Origin of the sequence: Achromobacter kerstersii, from assembly GCF_902859595.1 — a bacterium.
Taxonomy (GTDB): domain Bacteria; phylum Pseudomonadota; class Gammaproteobacteria; order Burkholderiales; family Burkholderiaceae_B; genus Achromobacter; species Achromobacter kerstersii.
The window spans coordinates 291,625-311,958 of record NZ_CADIJQ010000001.1; the positions used below are offsets into that span (position 1 = coordinate 291,625).

Genomic DNA, 20,334 nt, shown 5'->3' on the forward strand with positions numbered 1-20,334 from the left:
TTTGGATTGGAATCAGCCCTTACCCGTTTTACGCGTCGTATAGATTGCTGAGCGACGCTTTGAGAAAGCCGCCGTCCACCACGATGTCTTGCCCGTTAACGTATAGAGACGCGTCGCTGGCAAGAAAGGCTACCGCTTGCGCGATGTCTGCGGGAAGGCCGATACGCCGTGCGGGGATGCGTGAAACGCGCTTTTGCAGCACGGATTCATCGCGGTAGTGCCGTTCGGATAGCGGCGTGCGGATCATCCCGGGGCTGATGGCGTTGGCGCGGATGCCGCGCGGGCCCCATTCGACGGCCATTTGGCGAGTCAGGGCCTGTAACGCCGCCTTGGTCGTGCCGTAGGCGCCGAGCCGGGTTGGCGACTGGGCCGATATCGACGCCACGTTGATGATGCTGCCCGCCTGTTGGTCCCGCATCAAGGGAAACACGGCTTGCGCGCACAGCAGGGCGCCGCGCAGATTGACGCGGAAGATGCGGTCCCACAACTCGATCGAAAATTCCTCCAGGCCGACCGGCGCTGCGCTGATGGCCGCATTGTTGACAAGCACGTCGCATCGGCCAAAGCGCGCGCGAACCTGCCTGGCCATGTCGGCAACCGAGTCGGGGTTCGAGATATCGCAGCGCACATTCAGCACGCCATCCGTGTCGGCAGGGGTGTTGGGCGCATTGATATCCACCTGCGCCACGGCCGCGCCCATCGTGCGCAGCTGCTGGCATATGGCCAGCCCGATGCCGCCGGTGGCGCCCGTGACCACGGCCACGCGGCCCTGCAAAGCGTGGTGAGAAAAAGGGAGAGCAGAGGAGGGCATGTCCATACGTTTACCTGATGAAAAGAGGGGGCAACGGAGTGTGCGCAGGCCTACTTGTTCTTCAGGTCAGCCACGTTCGCCAGCCCTTGCCAGATGACGGCGTCGCGCTTGATGGAAGACGCGAACTCTTGCGCCGACAGGTTTGCAGGCACGATCATGTTCTGGCCTTCGATTTTTTCGCGGACGTCTGGGGCGTGCTGCGCGCGGTAGATCTCGGCGTTGAGCCGGTCGATGATCTCGGGCGGCGTTCCCGCCGGGGCAAACACGCCATACCAGCCGTCCGCTTCAAAGGTGTAGCCTTGTTCGGCCAGGGTCGGCACGTCCATCGTGGCAGGCCAGCGCCGCGAACCCGTCTGCCCCAGCGCAACCAGCTTGCCGCTGCGCATGAAAGGAATCGGCGAAGCAATATCCATGAAGCCGACGCTGATGGTGTTGGCGATCAGGTCGGTGCTTTCAGTGACCAATTGCTTGTAGGGAATATGGGGCATGTCCAGACCGTAATGGGCCTTGATGCCTTCCATGGCCAGGTTGCCGGATGAGCCGGTGCCCCACGACCCGTAGGCGAGCTTGCCGGGGTTGGCCTTGGCATAGGCGACCATGTCCGCCAGGTTCTTGAAGCCGGTGCTGGGGTTGGCGACCAGCAAAATCCCCGCTGCCCCGACTTGAGCGATGGGAAGCAAATCCTTTTCCGTGTCGTAGGGAATCGACGGGAGCACAACGGGGTTCAGCAGGATGGCGGACGAGGGCGCGAACAGCAGCGTGTAGCCATCGGCCGCAGCCTTGGCCACCGTGTCGCACGCGATCATGCCGTTCGCGCCCGGCTTCGATTCCACAACCACCGGCTGCTTCAGGGCCTTGGACAGGAACGGGGAGATCAGGCGGGCAAAAATGTCTCCGCCCGCGCCGGGCGATCCGGCGACGACAAGCCGAATAGGGCGCTCGGGCCAGTTGCTGGGGGCGGCAAAGGCGTTGACACCCAAGCCCATCAGCACGCCGCCAAGCAGCACGGCGCGCCGCGTCAGAAATGAGGGGTTCATTTCATTGTCTCCAGAATTTTTGAATTATTAGGAAGCTCTAAATTCTAGGTAGCGTGACCGGATTGCCTATAGCTGAAACCGCAGATCAGAACTGCACGAATCGACAGAGTCATGGATACGGCCGTGGCTAATGGCACTTGCCGTGTGCTGCATTTTTTGCAGGAGACTTCTTCAGGATGTGGGGGGAATCGGTGAGCGGGCGATCGATACACTTTCGGCGAGACAACTGAAAAAGAGCAAAACATGCCATTCGCCATTCGCCGCCGCGCGCGCTCTGGTCGTGCAGCATTCGGTGTTGCAGGATTCGGAGTCGCAGGATTCAGTCGCGCAGGATTCGGTGTTGCAGCATTCGGTATTGCCGCATTCGCCAGCGCATTGAGCGCACTGTTCCCGGTTGCCGCTGCCGCCGAAACGAACTATCCGTCGAAACCCATCCGGCTCGTCGTTCCGTATCCCCCAGGCGCCGCCACCGATGCAATTTCGCGCGCGTTCGCCCAACAGTTGGGGTCGATCATGGGGCAGACCGTGGTGGTCGAGAACCGGCCCGGCGCCGGTTCGGCCATTGGCATTCAGGCTGTCAAAAGCCGGCCCGCCGACGGGTACACCTTGCTGGTCCATGCCGAAGGTTTCTACAGCGCCAAGTTCACGACGCCCGGCGCGGGCTACGAGTTCTCGGATTTTGAAATTCTTGCGCCGCTAGCCCAGAGCAGCTACGCCTTCATCGTGCCCGCCGACCGGGGCTGGAACCGGCTTGACGACCTGAAGGGCTTGAAGCGGGAATTGGATATCGGCACCGCCGATCTCGGCGTGGGCACCTATTCCACGCTGGCGGCAAGACTTGCTTCCGGGCTGGGCGCGACGTATCGCGCCATTCCCTTCAAGGGCGGCGCGGAAGGACTAACGGCAATTCTTGGCGGCCAGATTGATGGCTACTTCACCACGATTGGAACCACGCAGAGCGTCAAGGACAATCTGCATGTGAAAGTGCTGGCCTACACGGGCCGGCCGGGAAGCACCAGCCATCTGCCCGGCGTCAAAACGTTCGCCGAACTCGGCGTGCCCGACATGGTGTTTCACAGCAGCTACAGCGTGGCCGTGCGCACCGGCATTCCCGAGCCTGTGAGACAGCAGCTGGCGAATTTCGTCCGGCAGGCCGCAACGTCTGAAGCGATGGACAAGGCGCGGCGGGATCTTTATCTGGATGCCTACCGCGGCAGCCTGGACGACTACAAGCAAGAGCTCATGCGCTTGGCCCATGATTTTGAAGCAAGCGCAAAAGAGCGGAAAAACGAATGACGGGTTAGCGCACCGGCAGCAGATACGTCAGACCTTGCATGAAGCCACGCGGCGCGACAGTGAGATGGTCTTCATTGTTCAGGACCTCTGACTTCAGCTTCAAGCTGGGATACCGCCGGGTCTGCAACGCCTTCTCAAGCGCCAGGTTGTCGGCGACCATATCTACGGTTTGGTTATAGCGCTTGTCCCCTTTGCGCAGCGCCTCATATTCGCCGACATACAGATAGATATTCGCCGCCAGGTCCTGATGCTGCTTGGCGTAGCGCGCCTCAAGCTTCAAAGCGTGCCGCTTGTCATACCAAAGAGACGGACTGCCAAGAATATAACTGTTGAACAGGCCCGGCTCGGTGAAAAGGATTTGTGTGGCAAGCAGGGCGCCGTAGGAATGGCCGTAGAAAATGGCGTTGGCCGGATCGGTGCGATATCGCTCAGTGACAAAGGGCTTTACCTGATCGCGCAGATAGTCTTGATAGGCGCGCGCTTGGCCATGGACGGCATTGGCAGGCGCGGTGCTTGGGCCGTTCGGGGTTGGCGTGTAGTCACGTTGACGGCTGACCCCGCCGTCCTCACCCTTTGCATAAGACAGGCCGACAAGAATGAATTCCTCAATGCGTGGCCCTTCAACGTTCAGGCGGCGCGCCAACTGCCGGATGATCGGGAACGCGTAGTCGGCATCGGTCACATACAGCACCGGGTAGCGCCGTTGCGGCGATTTCGCATAGGACGGCGGCAACGCCACAAACACCTGGTAGCCGCGCCCCGACACCGGGTCGGGCACATCCCATACTTCGCTATCGGCGATCTCGTAGGGCCGGCCTTCGCCCGGCTGCACTTTGGGCGGCGGCCGGGTTTGGGCTTGCGTTGGAGCGACGGCGAGACTGACGTTGGCGATCAGGGCAATAAGTAAGGCGTTCAGGAAACGTGGTCGCATGTGAAGGTGAGGGCGTCGCCGGCGAAGGGGAGAGATAATAATTATGGCATTCAGACTGCAATATCACCGTTGAATTGCAGTCTGAATGCAACGCCTGTAATTGCAGTCTGAATGCACGCCTCAGCGCCATTGAGCCGGATGATCAGGTCAACATCAGCGCGCCTCGCTCGCGCGGCATGGTCGCATCATCGCGCCGTGCGGCGTCCTCGCCCAACCGGAACACTCCAACCGCTTTCACCAATGCATGGGCTTGATCCTGCATGGAACCCGCCGCCGCGGCGGCCTCTTCAACCAGCGCGGCGTTTTGCTGGGTTACCTCGTCCATCTGCGAGACGGCGCGGTTAACTTGTTCGATACCGCTCGCCTGTTCTTGGGATGCCGCAGCGATCTCACCCATGATGTCCGTCACACGCTTCACTGATGCAACCACTTCCTGCATCGTGCTGCCTGCGTTTTCCGCGTGTTCCGCACCCTCGGCCACTTTGCCCACGGACGCTTCGATCAACACCTTGACCTCGCGAGCGGCCTGCGCACTGCGTTGCGCCAACGACCGCACTTCGCCCGCGACGACCGCAAAGCCCTTGCCCTGTTCGCCCGCCCTGGCCGCTTCAACGGCGGCGTTCAGCGCCAGGATGTTGGTTTGGAATGCAATCCCATCAATGACCGAAACAATCTCGGAAATCTTGCGCGAACTGGCAGAAATATCCCCCATCGTGCTCACCACTGCCGACACGACGGCGCCGCCCCGCTGGGCGATTTCGGAAGCACTTGCCGCCAATTGATTGGCCTGACGCGCGTTGTCAGCATTTTGTTTGACCGTCGACGCCAGTTCTTCCATCGATGCTGCGGTTTCTTCCAGCGACGCGGCCTGCTCTTCCGTCCGGCTGGACAAGTCTGTGTTGCCGGCTGCGATTTGCCCCGAAGCGCTGGAAATGGTTTCTGACCCCGCGCGAATAATCCGAACAGCGCCGGCCAGCTTCTCCTGCATGTCATGCAGCGCGCGCATCAGTCGGCCGGTTTCATCCAGGGTGTTGGCGTGGATGGGCTGGCCGAGGTCGCCACGCGCCACGGTTTCCGCCACGGTGACGGCTTGAGCCAGCGGCACGGTAATCGACTTGCTTACCTTCCACGCAAAAAATCCGCCCAGCACGACGGCCAGGCCCGACAGCATCAGATTCATGCGGCCCGCGCCTTCGATGACCTGCTGGCTGGCGGCGCCAGCGTCCGCCATCTCGATAGATTGAATCCGGGAAATCTCGATAATGCGGTCTTGCAGGCTGTCCAGAAGGGGCAGGGTTTCTTCCAGCAAGCGCTGGCGAGCGGCATCGCGCTCACCACCCTTGAGCAGTGCACCCACTCCCTGAAATGACTTCACATAGCGGCCGCGCACCTCTTCCAACAACCGCAACTTCTGGCGTTCGTCGTCGGTATCGAACAACGGCCGCATCGTGGCAAGCGCCTGATCAATGACTTTCCGATTCGTGTCGATGCGGGCCAGCAACGGTTCGGCGGCGCGGGGGTCCGTGTTGACGATGAGTTCGAGATTCGTGCGCGCATTGGCGCGCGTCGTGACATCAATGGTGTTGATGGCATTCGCTTTGGCCCACGTCTCTTGCGTGATCGCCCGGTTGATGCCGCCGATGTGAGTCAGCTCGTACTGAGACAGGCCAGTCAGCGCCAGTAATAGCGCGAGTACGACGCCAAATCCCAGCGTCAGCCGGGTTCCGATGGATAGATTGCCAATAGTGAAGCGGGAGAGCATGAATTTGTATTACGTCTAAGGGAAAACCCGAGTATAAAATTCATGACACATTAAGCAACGAATTTGTAATGAAAGTTTGCGATTGCACAATAGGACGAAAGATAGCCTGGCTGCCTGAGCCTTCTCGAAATCCTGGAACGCTTGAAAGGGGTGAAATTTCCCAAGTCGTCGGGAGCCTGCGCCTGCGCATGGGTCAACATCCGTGGCGACTGACCCTGAGCAACGTAAAATGTCGGGTCTTCAGCCTTTACATGCTTTCCTAATGAACCTTGACCGACTGCGTCGCGAATTTCCCGACTACGACATCACAACCCTGCCGACCATACCCGAAGGGTATGTCGACGCGTCGAGCTACATCGATGCGGCTCCTTCATTCGAGAACGCGGAGCGCGGTTTGAAAGTGTTTGTTGACTACGCCAACTATGCCGACCGCGAATCCGGCCGCAGCCAGCGCTTCTGCGTTTCGCGCTACGACGAGGAAGCGGGCGACTACGAGGACGTTGACCTGTCGACCAACGATTGGGACGAAGTCATTCGCTTCCTGAGCGCCTGAGCGCCTGAACGCTGGTGCGATAACGGATGCAATAGAAGTCACTGCACCGGCATAACCCCCGAGCGCGTTACGCGCTTAGGTGCGTCGTGGGGAACCATGCCGTCGTCGGGGGCGAAGCGCTCGGCTGGGTTTGGCCGGGCTCGCCGGTTGCGTGGCGGATCGGATGGCCTGCGGCCGCCCGATCCGGTCCACGCAATGCAAACGCCGCGTTAGTTCCCCGACGGCATTGGCAGACTGAAGCCTTCTTTGGCCAGACCGTCCCGTATGTGCTGGAAGCGCTCGTACTGCGAGAGGGTGATCGGCCCGTCATAGACCTCGCTTTGGGCCTTGCGCGGGGGGTACTTCACATACGTCTTCATCAGGTCCGCGGCGGCCGCGTTCATCGAGACGATTGTCCATGTGCGTTCCGTGACATTGCTCATGAAGATGTCGTAACGCTCTTGGGGGTCCGCCCACAAGTCAAATACCTGCGGAACGGCCGCGACATATGACTCAGCGCCTTTCCAGCCCAGGTTGGTGTCAACGGCCAGGCCACCCGTTTTCACGCCGTCGTCGCCTCGAAGATTGAATACCGCCTTGTAGTTGCCAACGCGAATGGCGCCCGGAGACAACTCGTTTTCCGTGAAATAGAACCACGACTTCCGTTCAGATTTGCCCGTGCCGAACAGCACCGGCGACATGTCGTAGCTATCGAACACAATAGGCTTTTCCGCCCGATCGTTAACGGGCAGTTTGACGCCCGCCATCGACGCGAAGGTTGCCATCAAGTCAAGGCCGCCCAAGATGCTGTGGTCCGTCGACGCGGGCGCGATCTTGCCCGGCATCCAGGCGATGGCGGGAACGCGATTGCCACCTTCGCGAACGGTGCCCTTGGTACCGCGGAAGGGGGTGTAGCCCGCATCGGGGTAGACGTCCTGCCACGCGCCGTTGTCGGTGGTGTAGAAGACCAATGTGTTCTTGTCCAGGCCCAACTCTCGAACTTTGTCCATGATCCGCCCGATCCGCGCATCCAGCTCTACGACCGAATCTGCATACTTGCTCTTGGACATCGACTTACCCTTGTAGTCGGGGTCCGGCATATTTGGCTGGTGGACCTTCATGAAATTGATGTTCATGAAGAACGGCTGCTCGGATTTAGCGTTGCGGTCCAGATACTCAAGCGAGGCCTTTTCAACGTAGCGGTCGAAGAAGGGGATACCAACCACGCCTTCCTTGCCGTTCACGACAGGCGTATCGACATACTGGCCATTGATCTTGAATTCTTCGCGCGCCGTTTCACCGGCGTTGCCCGACAGGGCGCCGCGTGTCACCTTCTGGAACATCGCGCGGAGTTCAGGGTCCATATCCGGGAACCAAGTTGGATCCGCATAGGTATAGGCATTGAGATGGTATAAGCCGGCGTATTTCATCTCGTCGTAGCCTTGGGCGTTTGGCAACGAGTAGTCCGCTTCGCCCAGGTGCCATTTTCCGCTGAAGAAGGTCTTGTAGCCGCCCGTCTTCAGCACTGACGCCAATGTCCATTCCTCCTTAGGCAAGCCTCCGCCTTGCCCTTGGAACGCGACCGTCGTCATGCCGCTGCGATTTGGGATGCGACCGGTTTGCATGGCAGCGCGCCCGGGCGTGCAACTGGGCTGCGCATAGAACGAGAAGAAGGTCATCCCCTCTTTGGCAAGCCGGTCGATATTAGGAGTTGGCATTCCGCGTCCTACACCGCCACCGTAGGGGCCGAGGTCACCGTAGCCCGTGTCGTCCGATACGATCAGAATGATGTTTGGTTTGCGCGGTTCCTGCGCTATCGAGGGTGTAGAGAAAACCGCTGTGGCTATAAAAAGCGCAGCAGCACCCGACGAAAATGCTCGTTTGGTCGTCATCTTCAACTCTCCGCTGAAAGATAATTTAATCGACCGCACGAAGCGTCAAACCGCGCGGCGCACATGGCATACGGGTTTACTTTGGCATACGTACTGGAGTTCAAAGGCAGGCACTATCGCGCCCTTGAGTCGGACTTATTTTCACCTTCTCTAAAGCGCTGTCAATCGGGATATGCCGCTGGAATGCGGAGCGTGCGAGCCATTTGATCCGTCCGCACCGGCGTGATCGCACTACACCTCGAACCCACGCCGTGCCATGTGACGCGATGCCCGATGTCACGAAGTGCTGGCAGGGGACCCGACGCGTTTGGACGAACGCCTGCGTCCCTACGCTTGGAAGAATCGATGGGGCCGGCAGGGTTCAAGGGCGCGTGATTGCTTGCCTTCCAGGATTTCCTCGCTGGCAAGACGGCCCACGATTGCCGCCAGCGTAACGCCGGGGTGCATGGCGCAAACGTATACGCCGGCGATTTTGGGTAAAAAACCAATGATAGGGACGCCATCGGCAGGTATGGGTCTGTACCCCACGCAGGCCACTTCCGGAGCAAGGTCAGCAACGCCATGGAGTTCGTTCTGAATCGCCTTGGCCGTTCGTCGCGCAATCGCTGCGGGCTGGTTTTCTGCGGTGTCGTCCACGTAATCTTCCGCTGCCAGCAACGCGCCGTCCGAACTTTGCCTGACTTCCATTTCCGAATTGGAGATCAAGGTTTGGACAAGGTTGCCGGGTGACTGATAGCGAATGAAAATCGCAGGAGACGCTTCTATCGGAAGCGGCACTTCAAGCATCCCGGTCAGCTTCGTGATGCCTGTCCCGGCTGCCAGTACGACGATATCGGCCTCGATGATGCCGTTGGAGGTGTTCACTCCCGTCACCGCATCGTGGTGTGCAAAGCCGAGAACGCGTGTGTGAGTCAGAACCTTGGCCCCATGCGCCTGGGCGCCTGCGATCAACGCATGCGTGGCTTGCACCGCGTCCAGCGCCCCTTCGTCGGCAGCGTACGAAGCAGATTCCGGAGGATGCTTGAGGTTCGGCTCCAGGTCGATAATCTGCGACCGGGACACCCCATTTTTCGAAGCCGGGTTACCCGATCCCGGCAACGCTTCTGTGGAGCTCGCGCGGTAGGATAAAGCCCCTGTCCATCGGACTTTCAGGCCAGGCAGCTGCGTTTCAAGGTGACGGTATTCGGCAATGGCAGCACCGCGCAATGGCGCGATGGGGTCCGCTTCGCCGTGTGTGGCGTTGATCCATGCGAACGAGGTTCCGGTTACGCCTGAGGCGACACCGTCCGCCTCAACCACGGTGACCTTCGCGCCTTTACGAGCCAGGTGATACGCCAGTGACGCGCCCACGATGCCAGCACCGATGACGACGACGCGTTTGTCCAGATCGTTTCCCACTGCAACCTCTGTTCTATGGATCAGGGGTGGATGGTACACAGCGGGGATGTTTTATGACATGAGCACCAGACGGTTCGATGACGCTGTTCAGCGACGACTCGTTAAAGTGGCCGCGCGTCGGAAGAGGGCTCCCAACCACCGCCCAGCGCTTTGAATGCGGCGACTGCCGCGCGCGCCGCGCCTGTCTGCGCCTGAACGCGATTATCGGAGGCGCGAAGCAAGCTGTCGTCGGCTTGAAGGACTTCAATAAGGCTCACCACGCCTTTCTCGTACGCCGCAAACGAAGCCGTGCGCGCTCGCGTCAGAGAATCCACCCCACGGGCAAGCACGCTGGCTTGGTCCTCGCGTTTGACCAGCGCCGACAGGGCGTTTTCCACGTCCTCGGTCGCATGCAGTACGGCGACCCGATAGGCAGCCAGCATTTCCGCTTCTTGCCCCTTGGCCAATTCGATCTGTGCGTTGATGCGTCCGAAGTCGAAAAGACGCCAGCGCAAGCCCATGACGCCGGCAGATTGGCTGGCGCCACTGGTGAACACGTTGCCGCCCGAAAGGGACGTCGCGCTGCCGATCAATCCACTGAGAGAAAACTTGGGGTAGTACTCGGCAATGGCGATACCGATACGAGCATTCGACGCGGCCAGCCTGCGTTCAGCCACGATCAGGTCAGGCCGGCGTCTTAGCAAATCTCCGGGCGAACCCATGGCGCCGATTTGCGGGGGCGTGGGAATGCCTGGTGCGGATGCCAACTCCGTGCGATGGGTGCCGGGTACCGCTCCAAGTATTACGTCGAGCGCGTTCATGGCCGCGTTCAACCCGTCTTCAAGCACCGGCAGGGATGCCTGAACTTGAGCTAAAGCGCCCTCGGCTTGCTGAACTTGAAGCTCCGCCGCCAAGCCCTTGCCGTAAAGCAGCTTGATCGTTGAAAGCAATTTTTCCTGCGTTTGCACCTGGCGACGGGCCACGTCAATGCGGGTTTGCAGCCCGCGGATGCTGATGTAGATGTCAGCGGTCTGGGCGGCGACGGCCAATCGTGTTGCGGTGGCGGCGGCTTCCGAGGCCTGGTATTCGGCCAGCGCCGCTTCTTGTCCACGGCGCAGCCCGCCGAACACATCGATCTCCCAGCTTGCATTGAGATTTGCCTCATAGGCATTGCCGTAGCGGTCAAAATCCGGCGTGGAGTTCAATACTTGCCCGAGGGGCGTTTCGACTGACTGGTAGGTTCTGGCAGCCTGGCCACTGACGCCGCCCGAGGGCAGAAGGGCGGCGTTGGCCGCGCCGAGCCCCGCGCGCGCCTGTCTGACGCGGGCCGCCGCTTGCGCCAAGTCCAGGTTCTGATCCAACGCCAGCTCGACATAGTGCGCCAGCTGGGGATCGCCGAACGCCGTCCACCAAGTGGCAACGTCGGCCCTGGCGTCGGCGTGCCGCTGGTCCACCGCAGGCTGACCGAGGTACGCGGCAGGCAGGGACGTGTCTGGCCGGACGTAGTCGGGGCCGACAGCACAACCCGCCAAGGTGATGGCGGTGGTCAGAATGGCGAGCGAACGAGTAGGAAGCATGGACTTCTTCTGAGGCAGAAGGAACGAAAGAGAGGTGACTATAATACTAAACAGTCACTCGTTGTCGACTTTTTAGCAGGGGGGTAAGCTTCATCCCATGAACAAGACCACCTCTTATCCCGTTTCCGCCCGCGGCCCGGCGGACCATGATGTGCGCGATCAGATCGTGACGGCGGCCACTGAGCATTTCAGTCTGTACGGGTATGAAAAAACGACCGTATCCGACCTTGCCAAGGCCATTGGCATTTCCAAGGCCTACATCTATAAGTTCTTCGTTTCCAAGCAAGCCATTGGCGAGATGATTTGCGCCAACTGCTTGCGCGAAATTGAGGCAGAGGTCAGGGCGGCAGTGGAAGAAGCCGACCGGCCCCCCGAGAAGCTTCGCCGCATGTTTAAAGCCATTGTGGAGGCGAGCCTGCGGCTGTTTTTCCGGGATCGCAAGCTCTACGAGATTGCAGCGTCCGCAGCCACCGAGAACTGGCAGTCGGCCGTCGCCTATGAAGACCGCATCCGGAAGCTGCTTCAAGACATCTTGCAGGAAGGGCGCCACTCTGGGGATTTCGAGCGCAAAACGCCGCTGGACGAAACGTCGACGGCGATCTTCCTGGTCATGCGGCCGTACCTCAATCCGCTGATCTTGCAGCACAGCTTCGACTACACCGATGAAGCGCCTGCTCAACTGTCCAGCCTGATCCTTCGTAGCCTGTCCCCGTAAGAAAAATGCGTTGTGACCGTTGACTAAAATAGTCACTAGAACCAAAATGGGAGCCCTGTTCATTTCGTCGATGGGACTCCCATGCTCCGGCGCCTTTCTATTTCCACCGCCATCTGCTCGTTGCCGCTTGTGCTGGCCGCGTGCGGTGACACCTCTCAAACCGATCCGCGCACGGAAGCGCCGTTAGTACGGGTAGCCGTCGTTCAAGGGGCGGGGGCTGTGGAGCGCTCGTTCACGGGGGCCGTGGCGGCCCGGGTGCAAAGTGATTTGGGGTTTCGTGTTTCGGGCAAGGTGCTCGAACGGCTGGTCGACACGGGTCAAACCGTCAAACGGGGTCAGCCGCTGATGCGCATCGACCCTGTCGACTTGAAACTGGCCGCGCAAGCGCAGCAAGAAGCCGTGACGGCGGCGCGGGCGCGCGCGCAGCAAACTGCACAGGACGAACTTCGTTATCGCGATCTGCGGGGAACGGGCGCCATATCGGCATCGGCCTACGACCAGATCAAAGCCGCGTCCGATTCCGCCAGCGCTCAGCTCAAAGTGGCGCAGGCGCAGGCAGAAGTCGCCCGCAACGCGATGCGGTACACGGAGCTGTTGGCCGATGCGGACGGCGTCATCATCGACACGCTGGCTGAACCTGGCCAGGTGGTCAGTACCGGGCAGGTGGTGGTTCGCTTGGCGCATGCAGGCAGCCGCGAAGCCATTGTCCAGTTGCCGGAAACCCTGCGCCCCGAAGTGGGCTCCACCGGCCAAGCGACGCTTTTTGGCAAGGAGGGGGTGACGGCGCCGACGACGCTTCGGCAACTTTCTGACGCCGCAGACCGCCTGACCCGCACGTTCGAAGCCCGATATGTGCTCGAAGGGGCACTCGCCAACGCCCCGTTGGGAACGACCGTCACGATCCAGATCTCGAATGGCGCTTCCTCGGCGCTTAGCGCCGTGCAGGTGCCCATGGGTTCCTTGTTCGATGCGGGCGCCAGCCCGGGGGTGTGGGTCATCAAAGGCGAGCCAGCCAAAGTCACCTGGCAGCCGGTCACGGTTCAACGGCTGGAGGACGATAGCGCCCGGGTGACCGGGGAGCTCAAGCCGGGAGACAAGATCGTCGCGCTTGGCGCCCATCTGTTGCGCGAAGGCGAATTGGTGCGGGTCGGGGGCCAGGCCACTGCCGCCGCCGCGGGAGCGCGTCCGTGAGCGAAGGCCGTTTCAACTTATCCGCGCTCGCCGTACGTGAACGCTCTGTCACCCTGTTTCTGATTTGCCTGATCTCGCTGGCGGGGCTCATTTCTTTCTTCAAGCTGGGCCGTGCCGAAGACCCTGCGTTTACGGTCAAGGTGATGACCATCGTCACGGCCTGGCCGGGCGCCACCGCGCAAGAAATGCAGGATCAAGTCGCCGAGAAGATCGAAAAGCGCATGCAGGAATTGCGCTGGTATGAGCGCACCGAAACCTATACCCGACCTGGGCTGGCGTTCACGACGCTAACCCTGCTTGACAGCACGCCGCCATCGGAAGTGCCGGAGCAGTTCTATCAGGCCCGCAAGAAGGTAGGGGACGAGGCCGCCAGCCTACCCCCAGGCGTGATCGGCCCCATGGTCAACGATGAATATGCCGACGTCACGTTTGCGCTGTTTGCGCTCAAGGCCAAGGGCGAGCCGCAACGCATGTTGGTACGCGAGGCCGAGACGATGCGCCAGCGGCTGCTGCACGTGGCCGGTGTGAAGAAAGTCAACATCATTGGCGAGCAGGCCGAACGCATCTATGTCGAGTTCTCGCATGAGCGGCTGGCCACGCTGGGCCTCAGTCCGCAAGATGTGTTTGCTGCGCTCAATAGCCAGAATGCCTTGACGCCCGCGGGCTCGGTGGAAACCAAAGGCCCGCAGATATTCATTCGGCTTGATGGCGCCTTCGACGAGCTGCAGAAGATCCGCGATACGCCGGTGATGGCCAATGGCCGCACGCTGAAACTGTCGGATATCGCTAACGTCGAACGCGGATATGAAGACCCGTCGACGTTCATGATTCGCAACGGCGGTGAACCCGCCTTGCTGTTGGGCATTGTCATGCGCGACGGTTGGAACGGATTAGATCTGGGCAAGGCGCTTGACCGCGAGGTAGGCGCCATCAATGCCGAAATGCCGTTGGGAATGAGCCTCTCGAAGGTGACAGACCAAGCCGTGAACATCAGTTCGGCGGTCGACGAATTCATGATCAAGTTCTTCGCCGCGCTGCTCGTGGTGATGCTGGTGTGCTTTGTCAGCATGGGGTGGCGCGTCGGGATCGTCGTCGCGGCCGCCGTGCCGCTGACGCTGGCGGTCGTCTTCATTGTGATGGCGGCAACGGGCAAGAATTTTGACCGCATTACGTTGGGCTCACTGATCCTGGCGCTTGGGTTGCTCGTGGACGACGCCATCATCGCCATTGAAATGATGGTCGTGAAAATGGAAGAGGGCTTCAGCCGTCTGGCGGCCTCGGCCTATGCGTGGAGCCATACCGCGGCGCCCATGCTGTCTGGCACGCTGGTCACTGCCGTGGGCTTCATGCCCAATGGTTTTGCGCCGTCTACCGCCGGGGAATACACCAGCAATATGTTCTGGATCGTCGGCATTGCGCTGATCGCATCCTGGGTGGTCGCGGTGGTGTTCACGCCGTACTTGGGGGTCAAGCTGCTGCCCGAGATGAAAAAAGTGCAGGGCGGTCACGATGCGCTCTACAACACGCCGCGATACAACCGCTTTCGTCGGGTGCTTGCGCGCGTCATCGCCCGCAAGTGGCTGGTCGCCGGGGCGGTGGTTGGCCTTTTCGTTTTATCGGTGCTTGGCATGGGCGTGGTGAAGAAGCAGTTCTTCCCGATTTCTGACCGCCCCGAAGTGCTGGTCGAAGTGCAGATGCCCTATGGCACATCCATCGCTCAGACCAGTGCCGCGACCGCCAAGGTGGAAGCGTGGCTGGCCCAACAGGAAGAATCGAAAATCGTCACGGCCTACGTCGGCCAGGGGGCGCCGCGTTTCTATCTGGCCATGGGGCCGGAGCTGCCGGATCCCTCGTTCGCCAAGATCGTGATCCGTACAGATAACCAAGACGCGCGGGACGCATTGAAGATGCGCTTGCGCCAGGCCATAGCGGGGGGGCTCGCATCCGAGGCCCGAGTGCGTGTCACTCAACTCGTATTCGGTCCATATTCGCCATTCCCGGTGGCCTATCGGGTTACCGGTCATGACGTCAATACGCTGCGTGGCATTGCGGCTGACGTGCAGCAGGTGTTGGCGGCCAGCCCGATGATGCGTACCGTGAACGCTGATTGGGGCACGCGCACCCCAACCATGCACTTCACCTTGCAGCAAGACCGTTTGCAGGCGTTGGGCCTGACGTCCAGCGCGGTGGCGCAGCAGCTGCAATTCTTGCTAAGCGGGGTGACGGTCACCGCGGTTCGTGAGGACATCCGCTCGGTGCAGGTGGTGGCTCGCGCTGCCGGCGGCATCCGGCTTGACCCGGCCAAGATTGCGGACTTCACCTTGGCGGGCGCCAATGGGCAGCGCATCCCGCTGTCGCAAGTGGGCGTGGTGGATGTGCGCATGGAAGAACCGATCATGCGACGCCGCGATCGCACGCCTACGATCACCGTGCGCGGCGATATTGCCGATGGCCTGCAACCGCCGGATGTGTCCGCCGCCATCACCCAGCAGCTACAGCCCATCATGGACAAACTGCCAAGCGGCTACCGCATTGATCAGGCCGGGTCGATTGAAGAGTCAGGCAAAGCGACCAAAGCCATGCTGCCGCTATTTCCCATCATGCTTGCGATCACCCTGATCATCATCATCTTTCAGGTGCGGTCGATCTCGGCAATGGTCATGGTGTTTCTGACCAGCCCGCTTGGCTTGATTGGCGTGGTGCCAACGTTGATTCTCTTCCAGCAGCCCTTCGGCATCAACGCGCTGGTCGGCTTGGTGGCTCTGTCAGGCATTCTGATGCGCAACACCTTGATCCTGATTGGACAGATCCACCACAACGAGCAAGAGGGCCTGGACCCGTTCCATGCGGTCGTCGAAGCAACGGTGCAGCGAGCGCGCCCGGTTGTCTTGACGGCGCTGGCGGCTATTCTGGCTTTTATTCCGCTGACCCATTCCGTCTTCTGGGGAACGCTGGCTTACACGCTGATTGGCGGCACGCTGGCGGGAACCGTTCTGACGTTGGTATTCCTGCCAGCCATGTACTCCATCTGGTTCAAGATCCAACGCTAGCCGCCCGCTGGCCCTATTTCATGTACTTGAACTCGGGCAGCGCCTTCAGCGTGTCCTTGGTTGCCTCCGGCAGCACCAACTGATCGTCGGCAACCTGCATTTGTGCCAAGGGCACCGTCACAAGGTGATTACCCACGCCGAGTATGCCGCCGACCGACAGGACGGCGTACGGCACCCAATCCGGAGGCCCCAGGATCAGGTCATCGACGGTGCCGATCTTTTCCTTCTTGCTGTTGTAGACGGTGGAGCCGCTCATCTTCGATGCGCGGTATCCCGCGTCCACCTTCGCAACATCCACGCGGACTTCGGTTACCGACTGCGGCGCGCCCTGCGCCAAAGCGGCCGGCACGTTTGAAAAGACGCCCAGCAGGACGGCCAAGCCTAACAATGCAGTTTTTTCGCTCATCGCGGATCTCCTTTGGAATGTTGCCTTCGGCACTTTGTATTGCGCGCGGCAGTCGTCCTCCGCGTAACGGAAGGACGATGACTGCAGAGTGGGCCAGAGGGGGTTCCCCAGCGGGGGCCGTGGCTGTGGCTCTGCTCAGCAAGCCTTATGCCTAAGGGCAGCGCATTCCGCTCGTAAGTGCGGCGTGGCGGCCACACCTTCCAAAACGATGCTGTTTCCGTGCGGATCGTGACAAAATGCAAGGCACGTGCAACCCGGCGGTACCGGTGAATGCCGTATTGATCAGGCCCTGAAATGCCCGTTACCGGTGATCCGTATGTAACCCCACCCCCTGGCGATCGCGCGGACGGCGCGCAATGTGAACCTGACGGCTCGCTAGCCCGGTTGGCGCGCTTGGCCCGGCGGCTGTTTAGTGTGGACATGGCCATCCTTGCGTGCACCGATGCAGATGCTGCATGGCAGGCGGTGGACGGCACGCCGCCCGCGGACTCCCAACCCTGGTCCATCGAATGCCCGGTGCGCGCCGCCGATGGGCGCCTGCTTGGCGGTTTGCGGCTGCTGCACGGGCAAGCGCGCGACGTCACGGATGAAGACAGCCAGGCCTTGAAAGACCTGGCTGGCTTGGCGGCCACGGCGATCGAACAGCGCCATGCGCTGTCGGGCGAGCGCGAGGGCGAAGACCCCTGGCGCGAAGAGGCCCGAAAGCTGTCGCTGGCCATCGCGGGCAGTGGCACGGGCGTCTGGGATCGCAATGTGGTGACCGGTGAAATCACCTATTCACCTGGCTGGAAGGCCTTGCTTGGCTATTCTGAATCGGAGCTGACGACGCGCATCGAAGACGCCTACACCCGCCTGCACCCTGACGACCTGAACTACGTGCGCGCGGTCATGCAGGACCATTTCGACGGCAAGACCGACAGCTACGAAGTTGAGCACCGCATCCGTTGCAAAGACGGCAGCTACAAGTGGATTTGCAGCCGCGGCAAGGTGATCAGCCGGGACAACGCGGGCAAGGCGCTGCGGATGATGGGCACCACCACCGACATCAGCGCGGTGCGCGCCATGTCGGAGCGGCTTAAACAGACGGCCGACCTTGTCGTCAACCTCACCGACGCCGTACCTGGCCTGGTCTTCCAGTGCCGGCCGGTGCCCGAGGGCGGCTCGTTGTTTTCGTATGTCAGCGCTGGCATCTGGGACATGTTCGAACTCACCGCCGACGATGTGCGCGCCAGCACCACCGCGATCGAACAGCGCATCCACCCCGATGACCTGGCCGCCTATCGCGCGTCGTTGCAGAAAGCAGCCGCTGCGCTAACGCCCTGGCACATGGAGTTCCGCGTTTGCCTGCCGGAGCAGGGCGTGCGGTGGCGGCAGGGCGACGCCAGCCCGCGGCGGGATGCCGACAGTGGCGTGGTGTGGCACGGATTCGTCACGGATATCACCGACCGCAAGCGCGCTGAACTCGAACTGCGCGAGCTCGCCGCCACGGACGCGCTGACGACCTTGCCCAACCGGCGCCATTTCATGTCGCGCATCGCCGCAGAACTCACGCGTATCAAGGGCCACGGCGGCCTGGGGTCGGCGGTGCTGATGTGCGACCTGGACCACTTCAAGCACATCAACGACACCTGGGGCCACGCCATCGGCGATGGGGTGCTCCAGCATTTTGCGAATATGCTGCGCGCCCAGTTGCGCGACACCGATCTGGTGGGGCGCATCGGCGGCGAGGAGTTCGCCGTTGTGCTGCCCGATACCGACATCGAACACGCACACCTGTTCGCCCGAAACGTGCAGCGCCAGATCGCCGATACGCCGTACTCATCGGGCGGGCGGCACATACCGCTGACGGTCAGCATCGGCATTTCCGCGCTGCATACGAAGGACGAGGATGCAGAGCTGGCGCTCAGCCGCAGTGACCGCGCGCTGTATTACGCCAAGCAACGGGGACGCAATCGGATTGAATCGGTGTCTTATCGATAGCACGACCCGGCGGGGCCTGGTTTTGGGGCAAGGGCGGCTTTTCGAAGACCGGACAACGTTGCTCCCACGCATTCATGGTGAAAGCCCTAAGCCGCGCCCACCGTGACGGCGTGCGCTTGCAGGATGCTTCAGCGAGGTCGCCACAATAAATGTGAATCGCGGAGTCAGACTGCAATATCATTTTGAAATTGCAGTCTGACACGCTATGCGGCGGGCAATTCCAAATTGCAGTCTGACACTGCTATTCAGTGGGTTTGCTTGACGAGATAGCTTCATCGTTCCCACGCTTCGGAGGCGCCATGTCGTTCCGTCTAATTGCGCTGGCGCTGTCCGCATGTTTGCCTTTCGTATCCGCAGGCGTGTCCCACGCGGCCGATCCGCCATCCAAGACCGATCCCCTGACGCTGGCCTATAACATCAAGCCTTGGACGGGCGACCTGGACGGGATGATTCAGCGCCGGCAGATCCGCGTGCTGGTGCCCTACAACAGAACCCTTTATTTTCTGGACCAGGGCGGCACCCAGCGCGGCATCATTGCTGAAATGATGACGGCGTTCGATAACGACTTGAACCGACAACTGAAGAACAAGAACGTCCGGGTTCACGTCGTCTTTCTGCCCACGTCCCGAGAACGTCTGATCCCGGATTTGCTGGCAGGAAAAGGCGACATCATCGCCGCCAATCTAACGGTGACTGAAGAACGTCAGAAGCAAGTGGACTTCAGTACGCCCCTGGCAAAGGGCGTGCCCGAAATCATCGTCGCTGCGCCCGGTGCGCCGGCGTTGACATCGCTGGACGACCTTGCCGGGCAGGAACTCTTCATTAACCCCGCCAGCAGCTATTACGGCAGCGTCAAAAAGCTGAACACGGATTTGGAAGCCAGGGGCTTGAAGCCCGCCATCGTCCGCGATGCGCCTGGCGTGTTCGAAACCGACGACATTCTGGAAATGGTCAGTGCTGACTTGGTGAAGTACACCGTGTCGGACCGCTATCTGGCGAATTTCTGGAAGCAGATCTTTCCGCAGATACGGGTGTATGAAAACCTGGAAGTGGCTACGGGCAATGACATCGCGTTCGCCTTCCGGAAGGGTTCGCCCAAGCTGGCCGCCACGCTGAATCCCTTCATGGAGAAGAACCGCGTTGGCACGTCATTCGGCAACCAGCAACTGACCAAGTACTTGAAGTCCGTTCAGTGGGTGGAGGGCGCGACGGACCCGAAGGAAATCGATAAATTCCACCGGTTGGCAGAGTTCTTCCGCAAGTACAGCGATCAGTACAGCATTGACTGGCTGTTGATGATGGCGCAGGGCTATCAGGAGTCGCGGCTGGATCAACAGGCCAAGAGTTCGGTGGGCGCGGTGGGTGTCATGCAGATCATGCCCGCCACGGGCAAAGACCTGGACGTGGGAGACATCCGCCGCGAAGAAGAGAACATTCACGGCGGCGTGAAATACATCCGTTTCATGATTGACCAGTACTACGCCAAAGAGCCCATGACGGAACTGAACAAGGGCCTGTTCGCGTTTGCTGCCTATAACGCCGGCCCCGGCCGGATCAGTCAGCTGCGCAAGGAAGCTGCCGAAAAAGGACTGGACCCGAACGTGTGGTTCGACAACGTGGAACGCGTCGCCGCCCAGCGCATCGGCCGGGAAACCGTTCAGTATGTCAGCAACATCTACAAGTACTACATCGCCTATTCGCTCGTGCGGGCGCAGGGCGCTGCGAATTAAGGAGTCTGACTGCGCTCTGCGACAGCACGACAGCAAGTCGCCCTTGA

Annotated in this window: 16 protein-coding genes; 8 read left to right on the forward strand and 8 right to left on the reverse strand. The window is 60.8% G+C overall.

Going from position 1 to position 20,334, the window contains the following annotated elements; genetic code table 11:
- Positions 1-28: 28 nt before the first annotated feature.
- Positions 29-817 (reverse strand): SDR family NAD(P)-dependent oxidoreductase, encoded by a 789-nt coding sequence (locus HV765_RS01365; protein ID WP_175168511.1) that lies wholly within the window; start codon positions 815-817, stop codon positions 29-31.
- A gap of 44 nt (positions 818-861) precedes the next feature.
- Positions 862-1,848, reverse strand: a complete 987-nt coding sequence (locus tag HV765_RS01370; RefSeq protein ID WP_054428025.1) for a Bug family tripartite tricarboxylate transporter substrate binding protein — start codon at positions 1,846-1,848, stop codon at positions 862-864.
- Positions 1,849-1,978: 130 nt separating this feature from the next.
- Here HV765_RS01370 and HV765_RS31770 point away from each other — a divergent pair, with 130 nt between their 5' ends.
- Both HV765_RS31770 and HV765_RS01375 read left to right on the forward strand, forming a co-directional pair.
- Positions 1,979-2,227, forward strand: coding sequence for a hypothetical protein (locus HV765_RS31770; protein WP_254600395.1), 249 nt, complete (start codon positions 1,979-1,981; stop codon positions 2,225-2,227).
- Entirely contained in the window at positions 2,224-3,144 is a 921-nt protein-coding gene (locus tag HV765_RS01375) for a tripartite tricarboxylate transporter substrate binding protein (protein ID WP_254600396.1), read from the forward strand. The genes HV765_RS31770 and HV765_RS01375 overlap by 4 nt, the downstream gene beginning before the upstream one ends.
- Positions 3,145-3,148: 4 nt before the next feature.
- Here the strand turns inward: HV765_RS01375 and HV765_RS01380 are convergent, their stop codons facing one another.
- Together HV765_RS01380 and HV765_RS01385 are read right to left on the reverse strand one after the other, a co-directional pair.
- A complete protein-coding gene (locus HV765_RS01380) occupies positions 3,149-3,976 on the reverse strand; it encodes an alpha/beta hydrolase (RefSeq protein WP_054428062.1) in 828 nt (275 codons plus the stop codon).
- 241 nt (positions 3,977-4,217) lie between these two features.
- Entirely contained in the window at positions 4,218-5,837 is a 1,620-nt protein-coding gene (locus tag HV765_RS01385; protein WP_175168514.1) for a methyl-accepting chemotaxis protein, read from the reverse strand.
- Positions 5,838-6,099: 262 nt separating this feature from the next.
- Here HV765_RS01385 and HV765_RS01390 point away from each other — a divergent pair, with 262 nt between their 5' ends.
- The gene (locus HV765_RS01390; RefSeq protein WP_054428022.1) at positions 6,100-6,390 is read left to right on the forward strand and encodes a hypothetical protein; all 291 of its coding nucleotides are present in this window, start codon (positions 6,100-6,102) and stop codon (positions 6,388-6,390) included.
- Between the two features lie 209 nt (positions 6,391-6,599).
- Here HV765_RS01390 and HV765_RS01395 read toward each other — a convergent pair whose 3' ends face one another.
- From HV765_RS01395 to HV765_RS01405, 3 genes are all read right to left on the reverse strand, one after another.
- Entirely contained in the window at positions 6,600-8,261 is a 1,662-nt protein-coding gene (locus tag HV765_RS01395) for an arylsulfatase (RefSeq protein WP_175168515.1), read from the reverse strand.
- Between the two features lie 327 nt (positions 8,262-8,588).
- A complete protein-coding gene (locus HV765_RS01400; RefSeq protein WP_175168516.1) occupies positions 8,589-9,659 on the reverse strand; it encodes an NAD(P)/FAD-dependent oxidoreductase in 1,071 nt (356 codons plus the stop codon).
- Positions 9,660-9,760: 101 nt separating this feature from the next.
- Positions 9,761-11,215: an efflux transporter outer membrane subunit gene (locus tag HV765_RS01405; protein WP_175168517.1), complete on the reverse strand. Its 1,455-nt coding sequence runs from the start codon at positions 11,213-11,215 to the stop codon at positions 9,761-9,763.
- Positions 11,216-11,312: 97 nt separating this feature from the next.
- On the opposite strand from HV765_RS01405, the gene HV765_RS01410 reads away from it, so the two are divergent.
- The 3 genes from HV765_RS01410 to HV765_RS01420 all read left to right on the forward strand — a co-directional run bounded on the left by HV765_RS01410 (position 11,313) and on the right by HV765_RS01420 (position 16,171).
- Entirely contained in the window at positions 11,313-11,930 is a 618-nt protein-coding gene (locus HV765_RS01410) for a TetR/AcrR family transcriptional regulator (RefSeq protein ID WP_175168518.1), read from the forward strand.
- An 81-nt stretch (positions 11,931-12,011) separates the two neighbouring features.
- Positions 12,012-13,121 (forward strand): efflux RND transporter periplasmic adaptor subunit, encoded by a 1,110-nt coding sequence (locus HV765_RS01415; RefSeq protein ID WP_175168519.1) that lies wholly within the window; start codon positions 12,012-12,014, stop codon positions 13,119-13,121.
- Complete coding sequence (locus tag HV765_RS01420) at positions 13,118-16,171, forward strand: efflux RND transporter permease subunit (protein ID WP_175168520.1); 3,054 nt, start codon at positions 13,118-13,120, stop codon at positions 16,169-16,171. Before HV765_RS01415 ends, HV765_RS01420 begins: the two co-directional genes overlap by 4 nt.
- A gap of 13 nt (positions 16,172-16,184) precedes the next feature.
- Here the strand turns inward: HV765_RS01420 and HV765_RS01425 are convergent, their stop codons facing one another.
- Positions 16,185-16,577, reverse strand: coding sequence for a PRC-barrel domain-containing protein (locus HV765_RS01425; RefSeq protein WP_054428017.1), 393 nt, complete (start codon positions 16,575-16,577; stop codon positions 16,185-16,187).
- Positions 16,578-16,997: 420 nt separating this feature from the next.
- On the opposite strand from HV765_RS01425, the gene HV765_RS01430 reads away from it, so the two are divergent.
- Positions 16,998-18,557, forward strand: coding sequence for a sensor domain-containing diguanylate cyclase (locus HV765_RS01430; protein WP_254600397.1), 1,560 nt, complete (start codon positions 16,998-17,000; stop codon positions 18,555-18,557).
- Positions 18,558-18,856: 299 nt separating this feature from the next.
- Positions 18,857-20,287 carry an MltF family protein gene (locus HV765_RS01435; protein ID WP_175168522.1) on the forward strand — a complete coding sequence of 477 codons (1,431 nt, stop codon included), beginning with the start codon at positions 18,857-18,859 and terminating at the stop codon, positions 20,285-20,287.
- The last annotated feature ends 47 nt before the right edge of the window (positions 20,288-20,334 follow it).

Bases quoted from the DNA above. Each gene is read 5' to 3' on its own strand.
- HV765_RS01365 (WP_175168511.1), bottom strand. From the start codon at position 817: ATGGACATGCCCTCCTCTGCTCTCCCTTTTTCTCACCACGCTTTGCAG.
- HV765_RS01370 (WP_054428025.1), bottom strand. From the start codon at position 1,848: ATGAACCCCTCATTTCTGACGCGGCGCGCCGTGCTGCTTGGCGGCGTG.
- HV765_RS31770 (WP_254600395.1), top strand. From the start codon at position 1,979: ATGGCACTTGCCGTGTGCTGCATTTTTTGCAGGAGACTTCTTCAGGAT.
- HV765_RS01385 (WP_175168514.1), bottom strand. From the start codon at position 5,837: ATGCTCTCCCGCTTCACTATTGGCAATCTATCCATCGGAACCCGGCTG.
- HV765_RS01390 (WP_054428022.1), top strand. From the start codon at position 6,100: ATGAACCTTGACCGACTGCGTCGCGAATTTCCCGACTACGACATCACA.
- HV765_RS01395 (WP_175168515.1), bottom strand. From the start codon at position 8,261: ATGACGACCAAACGAGCATTTTCGTCGGGTGCTGCTGCGCTTTTTATA.
- HV765_RS01405 (WP_175168517.1), bottom strand. From the start codon at position 11,215: ATGCTTCCTACTCGTTCGCTCGCCATTCTGACCACCGCCATCACCTTG.
- HV765_RS01410 (WP_175168518.1), top strand. From the start codon at position 11,313: ATGAACAAGACCACCTCTTATCCCGTTTCCGCCCGCGGCCCGGCGGAC.
- HV765_RS01415 (WP_175168519.1), top strand. From the start codon at position 12,012: ATGCTCCGGCGCCTTTCTATTTCCACCGCCATCTGCTCGTTGCCGCTT.
- HV765_RS01425 (WP_054428017.1), bottom strand. From the start codon at position 16,577: ATGAGCGAAAAAACTGCATTGTTAGGCTTGGCCGTCCTGCTGGGCGTC.
- HV765_RS01430 (WP_254600397.1), top strand. From the start codon at position 16,998: ATGGCCATCCTTGCGTGCACCGATGCAGATGCTGCATGGCAGGCGGTG.
- HV765_RS01435 (WP_175168522.1), top strand. From the start codon at position 18,857: ATGTCGTTCCGTCTAATTGCGCTGGCGCTGTCCGCATGTTTGCCTTTC.